Source organism: Streptomyces sp. NRRL F-5135 (genome assembly GCF_000719775.1).
Lineage (GTDB): Bacteria > Actinomycetota > Actinomycetes > Streptomycetales > Streptomycetaceae > Streptomyces > Streptomyces hebeiensis.
The window spans coordinates 172,830-180,835 of sequence record NZ_JOHR01000019.1; the positions used below are offsets into that span (position 1 = coordinate 172,830).

The following is an 8,006-nucleotide window of genomic DNA, read 5'->3' on the forward strand; positions in this document are numbered from 1 at the left end:
CGCGGCACCGCCATCCGTCAGGGGCACGTTGTCCACAGCCTCTCCGCCCGCGCCGTCCCGGCCAGTAACCTCAGGCGGCATGGAGCAGAGGCATCTCGGCCGTACCGGCCTGCGTGTGTCCCGGATCGGGCTCGGCACCCTGACCTGGGGCCGGGACACCGACGAACACGATGCCGCGGACCAGTTGAAGACGTTCTGGGAAGCGGGCGGCACTCTGATCGACACGGCCGACGTGTACGGCGGCGGGGAGGCCGAATACCTGCTCGGGCAGCTCGTGGAGCGGCTGATCCCGCGCCGGGACCTGGTCATCGCCACGAAGGCCGGCAGCGTGCCGGATCCCTACCGGCGCTTCGACGGTTCCCGGGGCCATCTGCTCGCCGCGCTCGACGCCTCGCTGGAACGGCTCCGCACGGACCATGTGGACCTGTGGCAGATACACGCCTTCGACACCGGCACCCCGCTGGAGGAGACGCTCCACGCGCTGGACATCGCGGTCTCCAGCGGCCGGGCCCGGTACGCGGGGGTGTCGAACTACAGCGGCTGGCAGCTCGCCAAGGCCGCCACGTGGCAGCTGGCGGCGCCGGGCGTGCGGACCCGGCTGGCCAGCACTCAGATGGAGTACTCGCTGGTGCAGCGCGGGGTGGAGCGGGAGGTGCTGCCGGCCGCGCTCGACCTGGGCGTCGGGCTGCTGCCGTCGTCGCCGCTGGGCCGGGGCGTGCTGACGGGCAAGTACCGCCACGGCACGCCGTCCGACTCACGGGGCGCCTCCGACCACATGGCGCCCTTCGTGGAGCCGTATCTGGACGATCCGACGCGCCGGATCGTGGACGCGGTCGCGACGGCGGCGGACGGGCTCGCCACGACACCGCTGGAGGTGGCGCTGGCGTGGGTCAGGGACCGCCCCGGGGTGGTGGCGCCGATCGTCGGCGCGCGCAACGCGCAGCAGCTCACCGCGGCACTGTCAGTGGAGAGCCTTAGTCTTCCTGACGAGATCTGCCGGGCGCTGGACGATGTGTCCGCGCCCGTGCACCGCTACCCCGACCAGGACTGGAGCACGCTGTGAGCACGGACCGCGAGGCCGCCAGGGAGGAGACCGGGCCGGCCGCCGACACGGGCCGGGTCGCCGCGGACCCGGCGCCGGAGCCCGGGACGGCGGCGGCCCCGGGAACCGCCGGGGCCGCCGCCGCTGCCACTTCCAGGGCCCCTTCCGAGGCCGCTCCCGAGGAGGGGCCGTCCGAGGTCGGCGACGGCTCCGGTGACGCGGACGGCAGCGGGGACACCGACAGTGCCGAGGAGGCCGCAAGCGCCGGGGAGCTGTCCGAGACCGAGGCTGAGCTGGCCGCGCAGCGGGCGGTGCGGGAGCGGATCGAGCAGCGGAAGGCGGAGAAGGCGGGGCCCATCGACGCCGGGGGAAAGCTGAGCGGCCGGGCCGCCGATCTGCTCGCGGCCGTACGGGCCGTGGAGAGCGGCGAGCGGGTCGAGCCGGGTCTGCTGGGCCCGCCACCGGCCGCGCGGCCGCCGGCCGCCGCCCCGGGCGGTGACGGGCGGCCGACGGAGGGACGGGCCCCCTCGCGCCCCCAGCGGCCGCCGGGCCCGGCCGGTCCCGCGGCCCCCACGGCGCCCGGAGTCCCGCCGACTCCCGCGGCCTCGCCGCGCGTACCGCCGGAGGCGGTCGCCGCCGTCCGGGAGGTGCTGGCGCGGGGCGGTGCGCCGGACGCGCTGGCGGGGCGGGTCGCGGCCGTGCTCGGGGAGCGGGCAGCCGACGCGCTGCGTGCGGACCCCTGGCGGCTGCTGGCCGTGGCGGGGGTCCGGCCCGAGCAGGCCGACGGCTTCGCGCGGGCGCTGCTCGGCGCGGAGTGCGGGCCCGGAGACGCACGGCGGGCCGTCGCCCTGGTGGGATGGCTGCTGGAGCGGGCCGCGCTCCAGGGACACACGGCGCTGGAGGCGTCGGCGGTACGGAAAGCGCTGGCCGGACACGCGGTTCCGGACCCGGACGAGGCGGTGCGGCACGCCGTCGCCGAGGGCGCGGTGCTGGTGTTCCGGGAGGGCGACGAGGACGGTCTCGAAGGCGGCGAAGAAGGCGGAGAGTTCGAGGAGGCCCCGGACGGGGACGCCGAGAGCACGTCCGAGACGGTCGCCCCAGGAGCGGGAGCAGCCGACGGCGCCGGCGCCCCGGAGGTCCCGGTCCTGCTGGGTCTCGACCGGTACGCGCTGGCGGAGGAGAGCCTCGCCGACGGCCTCGCCCGGCTGGTCAGGACCGGTTCCGAGGCTCCCTGGCCGGAAGCGGTGGAGGCGGCGCCCCCGGTGGCCGCCGACCTGGCGCGTGCGGCCACCGGCCACGGGCTCGTGCTCCACACGGGCGGTGAGGCGGCGCGCGCGGAGCCGGTCGCGCTGGCGGAATCCGTCCGCGCGCACGGGCTGCGCGCCACCGTCGCGGTCCACAGCGAGAACGGCCGGGACCGGCTGCGGACGGCCGGCGGGCCGGAGCCTGCCGAGGTGGTCACCGTGGCCGGGCTGCTCGCCGGGGCGGAGGGCCCGGGCCGGGACGCGGACGGGATGTTCGCGCTGGACCTCCTCGTCGTCCTGGACGCCCCGCAGCTGGACGTGGAGACGGCGGCCATGCTCGTGGAGTCGCTGCCCGACGGGGCCCGGCTGGTGCTCAGCGGCGACCCCGGTGTGCTGTGGTCGGCGGGCGCGGGCCGGGTCTTCGCCGATCTGCTGGCCGCCCGGGTGTGCCCGCGCGTCGCGTCCCGCACCCCCGATCCCGGTCCGATCGGCGAGCTGGTCTCCGGAATCGGGGCCGGCGAGCTGAACGAGGTGGCGGCGCCGGGCAAGGAGGTCGTGATCGTGCCCGTACGGGACGCGGGCGAGGCCGTGCACCGGACGGTGCAGTTGGTCGCCGACTCCGTCCCGCGCGCGTTCGGTACGGAGCCGGCGCGGACGCGGGTGATCGCCGTCGGACACGGCGGATCGGCGGGCACGCGCGCGCTGAACGCGGCGCTCAAGGAACGGCTCAACCCGGGGCCCGGCCGGTTCGGCGGTTTCGATCCGGGCGACCGGGTCGCGTACGTACCGGAACCGGGCCGGACGCTCGAGGGCTCGGTGGTCTCGGCGGACGCCGAAGGGCTGCGGCTCGACTGCGGGGGCGCGGCGGTCGTCGTGCCGAGGGATCGTGTCGAGTCGGCCGTACGCCACGGGTGGGCGCTCACCGCGCACCAGGCGGCGGGAATGCGGTGGCCCGCGGCGGTCGTGGTCCTGCCGGGCGACGCGGCGAAGGGGCTGAGCCGGCCCTGGGTCTACACGGCGTTCGGCCGGGGTGAGCGCCATCTGTCCGTGGTGCACGGCGTCGACCGGGCTCTGCCGCGCGCGGTGGCCGAGATCCCGGCCCAGGAGCGCACGACGCGGCTGCTGCCGCTGGTGCGGGCCCTGCTGGCGCCGCCGGACCACACGGCGGAGCGGCAGGGCTGACGGCTCACCCGAGCCCGGCCCGGGGCCGCTCCGCCGTTCCCCCGCGCGCTCCCCCCGTCGCCCTCGCCCGGCCCGGCAGCGGGGGAACGGCCGCGGGGGACGCCCACGGATGCACGGGGCCGGGACACGCGGGAGCGAACGCGTCGGGAGGGGCACGGAACGGGACGGTTGGGGAACGGCGCGTGAGGACCGGCCCCGCCTCCCGCCGTCGGCCGGGACCGATGGCGGGGGCGGGGCGGGAGGCCCGGCCGGGAGTACGGGGCCGGGCGCGCCGGGGTCAGGCGTCCTGCTCCTCCAGGTCGTCCAGGTCCTGGTCGAGGTCGTCCTCGTCGAAGACCGCGCTGACGTCGAAGCGGCAGACCACCTGCTGGGGGTCGGCCTGGTCGAAGGGGGCGCTGAGCCACTCCCCCGGTTCGGGAAGGTCGTCGGCCGCCGCCACCCACAGGGTGGAATCGCCCTCTTCGAGTCCGAACTCCTTGTGCCGGGAGGCGATCTCGTCCGGTTCGTACTCGCCGAAGAGCACGCCGAGGGCGGCGTGCACACTGCTGCCCACGACCGCGCCCGAATCGTCGTCGTCCCCGTCCGCGTCGGCGATGCGCTGCGCCTGCGCGAGCAACCGCTGCGGCTCCACCACCGCGTAGTCGCGCCGGATCAGCACACTCAGGGCGTTCGGCTCCTCCGGGCCGTTGTAGGGCGGCAGGGAATCGTCGGGGTCCGGGATCTCGAAGGGGGTGACTTCGTCGTACCTGTTGTAGAGCCGCTCGTCGTAGACCTCGGCCGCGACGGCAAGGGCATTGAACGCTTCGGAGACGGCCGGGTCGTCCTCACCCGTGCGGTGTTCGACCGCCGCGAGATGGCGGTCCAGGGCTACCTTGACCGCCTCGGCGGCAGCACGTACCTCGGCAGCGGTGGGCTGCGCAGCATCAGACATAGTGCAGACGCTATCCGTACCGGGGCTCTGCCCGCACAATAGATGCGATGCCGGAATACGAATTTGTCGACGTGTACGTGCCGCGCGGGGTCTCCCGCAAGGAAGCGGCCCGTCTCCTGACCGACCATGCCGAGTACGGGCACTGGGAACTGGACCGCCTGAGCCTGCGCCGGGACGGCAGCCGTCGGGTACGGCTGCGGCGGCGCATCATCCGTCAGGTGCGCGCCACCTGGTGAGGGCGGCGGAGCGGGCCCCACTGCTGCGGGGCCCGCCCTCGGCCGTCCGGGTGCCCGTACGGCTACGCTCCGGCGCGGGCTCGGCGGTAGAGGACGCTGCCCGCGAGCAGCATGCCGGCGCCCAGGGGGAGCGCCAGCGCGAGTGATCCCGCGCCCGTCCGGGCGAGTTCCCCGGTGACCTCGGACCGCCGGCCGGGGGCACGCTCGTACGAGACGCCGCGCGCACCCGGGGTGTGCGCGGCGGGGGCCGACGGGGGCGTCACCGCGTGCTCGGACGGGGTGTGGGGGGTGCCGGGCGCACCGGGGTGGCCGGGGTTGCCCGGATGCCCCGGTGTTCCGGGGGTGCCGGGATGACCGGGATTGCCCGGCGTACCGGGGTTGCCAGGGGTGCCCGGCGTGCCGGGATGACCGGGTTCCCCCGGAGTGCCGGGGTTACCGGGCTGACCCGGCGTACCCGGGTTACCGGGATTGCCGGGCTGCTGCGGCTTCCCCGGCGGCGTCGCCGGGGAGCCGTTCCCGCACTCGTTGCCGAAGGCCGGATTGCCGAGGCCGCCGACACTGACGCTGTTGCCGCAGACGTTCACGGGAGCGTCGATCGGCACCTGGACCGTGTTGCCGGAGCCGACGCCCGGCGAGTGATGGGCGCCGCCGCCCGCGTGAGCACCGCCGCGGCCCGCCCCCTGCCCGGTCTGTCCGGTCTTCTTCCCGTGCGACACATTGCCGCAGCGGTTGCCGAAGGCCGGGTTCAGCACTCCGACCACGTTGACGGTGTTGCCGCACGCGTTGACCGGCACGTGCACCGGAACCTGGACGCTGTTGCCGGACAGCACGCCCGGTGAATGCGTCGCGAGACTCCCTCCCGTCGCGTCCGCGTGCGCGGGAGCGCCGCCCAGCGCGAGTACGCCGCCCGCCGCCGCCACGGTGATCAAGCCCTTGCGGGTGACCTGCCTCATTGTTCGATCCCTGCCTTTCGACCGCCGGACTGCCCCTGGCGTCGGTGCCGGGGGCAGGGTGCCCGACGGCCCCGGAGTGCATGGCGCGCACTCCGGGGCCGCACAGGCTCGGCCCGCTCGCGGGCCGGGTGACGACGTCACACGGTGACGCCGTACGACGTCACTTGTTGAGGCAGACGTTGCCGAACGCGGGGTTCAGCAGACCGACCACGGAGATCGTGTTGCCGCAGACGTTCACCGGCACGTGGACCGGAACCTGGACGACGTTGCCCGAGACCACGCCGGGGGAGTTCACAGCCGCACCCTGGGCCCCCGCGTCGGCGGCGGCCATACCCGCGCCCGCGAGCACCAGACCACCGGTGACAGCAGCGGTGGCGACGACCTTCTTGAGCATTTTTCCTCCTTGTAGTCACATGCGGTCCCAGCCGCGGACCGCACCACGTGTAACGAGGAGGGAGTAATGGAGCTACGAGCCTATGGTCGGATTCACCCTTCTCAGTCGGATGCGCACGCGCTGTCGATTCCGGCCCCCCGTAAGGCCGTTGAGCCGCCTCCCGGAGGGCGTGCCGCGTCGCCGTGTCAGCTGTGGTCGATGAGCCGGTCCAGTACGCGAACGCCGAACTTCAGTCCGTCCACCGGCACCCGCTCGTCCACACCGTGGAACATCCCCGCGAAGTCCAGCTCCGGGGGCAGCTTGAGCGGGGCGAACCCGAAGCCCCGGATGCCGAGGTCGTCGAAGGACTTGGCGTCCGTACCGCCGGAGAGCATGTACGGCACGGCCCGCGCGATCGGGTCCTCCGCCGCCAGCGCCGTCTGCATGGCGTCCACCAGCTTGCCGTCGAAGCTGGTCTCCAGCGCCTTGTCGCCGTGCACGTCCTCGCGCCTGACGCGCGGGCCGAGGATGCGGTCGAGGTCGGCCAGGAACTCCTCCTCGTACCCGGGCAGGAAGCGGCCGTCGACATGCGCGGTCGCCTGGCCGGGGATCACGTTCACCTTGTAGCCGGCGCCGAGCATGGTGGGGGCGGCCGAGTTGCGCAGCGTGGCGCCGATCATCTTGGCGATGCCGCCGAGCTTGACGAGCGTGGCGTCCATGTCCTCGGGGTCGAGCGGGGTGCCGAGCGCGTCGGACAGCTCGTCCAGGAACGACCGTACGGTCTTGGTCACCCGCACCGGCCACTGGTGCCGGCCGAGCCGCCCGACGGCCTCGCACAGCTCGGTGATGGCGTTGTCGGTATTGGTCATCGAGCCGTGCCCGGCGGTGCCGTCGACGGTCAGGCGCATCCAGTGCATGCCCTTCTGCGCCGTCTCGACGAGGTACAGCCGCAGGTTCTCGTTGACCGTGAAGGAGAAGCCGCCCACCTCGCTGATCGCCTCCGTGACGCCTTCGAAGAGCTCGGGGTGGTGGTCGACCAGGTACCGCGCGCCGTACGTACCACCCGCCTCCTCGTCCGCCAGGAACGCCAGGACGATGTCGCGCGGGGGCTTGCGGCCGGTGCGCATCCGGTCCCGTACGACGGCGAGGGTCATCGCGTCCATGTCCTTCATGTCCACGGCGCCCCGGCCCCAGACGCAGCCGTCCGCGATCTCCCCGGAGAACGGGTCGTGCCGCCAGTCCTCGGCGTTGGCCGGGACGACGTCGGTGTGGCCGTGGATGAGCAGGGCGGGCTTGGAGGGGTCCTCGCCCTCGATCCGCGCGACCGTCGAGGCCCGGCCCTTGTGGGATTCGAAGATCTTGGGCTCGAGGCCCACCTCGGCGAGCTTCTCCGCGACATACTCGGCCGCGAGACGTTCGCCGGGGCCGGAGTGGTCGCCGTAGTTGCTGGTGTCGATCCGGATCAGGTCCCGGCAGAGGTCCACGACCTCGTCCTGGCCGGACAGGGCCCGGCCCTCGTTCGGTTCGCTCACGCTGCTCACTCCCAGGTCGTTGCTGCTGTTTCCGGTGTTTCCGCGCTGGTGGGTCCCCCATATCCTCGCGCGTTCCGCCCCCGCCGCCCAAGGGCGGGATCCGCACCTCGGACGCCTGTCATACGGCTGTCACACAGGACCGGCCGTGATCGGGCACCCCTGAATGTTTGCTATGGTTTTCCACGTCGGAACGGCCCAGGGCCCGACGACGGACACCTTGTCCGGGTGGCGGAATGGCAGACGCGCTAGCTTGAGGTGCTAGTGCCCTTTATCGGGCGTGGGGGTTCAAGTCCCCCCTCGGACACCAACCAGCGAAAACCCCAGTTGATCTGGGGTTTTTCTGTTTTCCGGCCCGTGGTCTTCGTCCTCGTCGGCTTCCTGATGCACCTGGGCTTCGGCGAGCTGGGCCCGGCGCCGTCCCGCGAGGCGGTCAAGGCGGTGGCGGAGACCACGCTCACCTGGGTCCTGTTCACCGATGCCGCACGCCTGTCCTTCCCGTCCCTGCGCCCGGAC

General features: G+C 73.9%; 7 protein-coding genes and 1 tRNA gene. 4 read left to right on the plus strand and 4 right to left on the minus strand.

From position 1 onward, the window contains the following. Nucleotides 1–79 precede the first annotated feature (79 nt). Both IG02_RS0129355 and IG02_RS0129360 read left to right on the plus strand, forming a co-directional pair. Nucleotides 80–1,063, plus strand: a complete 984-nt coding sequence (locus IG02_RS0129355; RefSeq protein ID WP_030754591.1) for an aldo/keto reductase — start codon at nt 80–82, stop codon at nt 1,061–1,063. After that, nucleotides 1,048–3,468: a helix-hairpin-helix domain-containing protein gene (locus IG02_RS0129360; RefSeq protein ID WP_078854924.1), complete on the plus strand. Its 2,421-nt coding sequence runs from the start codon at nt 1,048–1,050 to the stop codon at nt 3,466–3,468. The genes IG02_RS0129355 and IG02_RS0129360 overlap by 16 nt, the downstream gene beginning before the upstream one ends. A 277-nt stretch (nt 3,469–3,745) precedes the next feature. Here IG02_RS0129360 and IG02_RS0129365 read toward each other — a convergent pair whose 3' ends face one another. After that, on the minus strand, nt 3,746–4,399 hold the full coding sequence (locus IG02_RS0129365) for a hypothetical protein (RefSeq protein WP_030754595.1): 654 nt from the start codon (nt 4,397–4,399) through the stop codon (nt 3,746–3,748). Nucleotides 4,400–4,446: 47 nt separating this feature from the next. Here IG02_RS0129365 and IG02_RS0129370 point away from each other — a divergent pair, with 47 nt between their 5' ends. Beyond that, nucleotides 4,447–4,635: a DUF5703 family protein gene (locus tag IG02_RS0129370; protein WP_030754597.1), complete on the plus strand. Its 189-nt coding sequence runs from the start codon at nt 4,447–4,449 to the stop codon at nt 4,633–4,635. A 62-nt stretch (nt 4,636–4,697) separates the two neighbouring features. Here the strand turns inward: IG02_RS0129370 and IG02_RS43720 are convergent, their stop codons facing one another. The 3 genes from IG02_RS43720 to IG02_RS0129385 form a co-directional block, all read right to left on the minus strand. Continuing rightward, the gene (locus IG02_RS43720; protein ID WP_030754599.1) at nt 4,698–5,588 is read right to left on the minus strand and encodes a chaplin family protein; all 891 of its coding nucleotides are present in this window, start codon (nt 5,586–5,588) and stop codon (nt 4,698–4,700) included. Nucleotides 5,589–5,748: 160 nt separating this feature from the next. Then, nucleotides 5,749–5,982, minus strand: coding sequence for a chaplin ChpH (chpH, locus tag IG02_RS0129380; protein ID WP_030754601.1), 234 nt, complete (start codon nt 5,980–5,982; stop codon nt 5,749–5,751). A 185-nt stretch (nt 5,983–6,167) separates the two neighbouring features. Beyond that, complete coding sequence (locus IG02_RS0129385) at nt 6,168–7,493, minus strand: M20/M25/M40 family metallo-hydrolase (RefSeq protein WP_030754603.1); 1,326 nt, start codon at nt 7,491–7,493, stop codon at nt 6,168–6,170. Between the two features lie 219 nt (nt 7,494–7,712). Here IG02_RS0129385 and IG02_RS0129390 point away from each other — a divergent pair. Beyond that, nucleotides 7,713–7,800 (plus strand) — tRNA-Leu (locus IG02_RS0129390). Nucleotides 7,801–8,006: the final 206 nt, after the last annotated feature.

What these genes read in the sequence shown, in the direction of transcription:
- IG02_RS0129365 (WP_030754595.1), bottom strand. Translation starts at nt 4,399, where the DNA reads ATGTCTGATGCTGCGCAGCCCACCGCTGCCGAGGTACGTGCTGCCGCC.
- chpH (WP_030754601.1), bottom strand. Translation starts at nt 5,982, where the DNA reads ATGCTCAAGAAGGTCGTCGCCACCGCTGCTGTCACCGGTGGTCTGGTG.
- IG02_RS0129370 (WP_030754597.1), top strand. Translation starts at nt 4,447, where the DNA reads ATGCCGGAATACGAATTTGTCGACGTGTACGTGCCGCGCGGGGTCTCC.
- IG02_RS43720 (WP_030754599.1), bottom strand. Translation starts at nt 5,588, where the DNA reads ATGAGGCAGGTCACCCGCAAGGGCTTGATCACCGTGGCGGCGGCGGGC.
- IG02_RS0129355 (WP_030754591.1), top strand. Translation starts at nt 80, where the DNA reads ATGGAGCAGAGGCATCTCGGCCGTACCGGCCTGCGTGTGTCCCGGATC.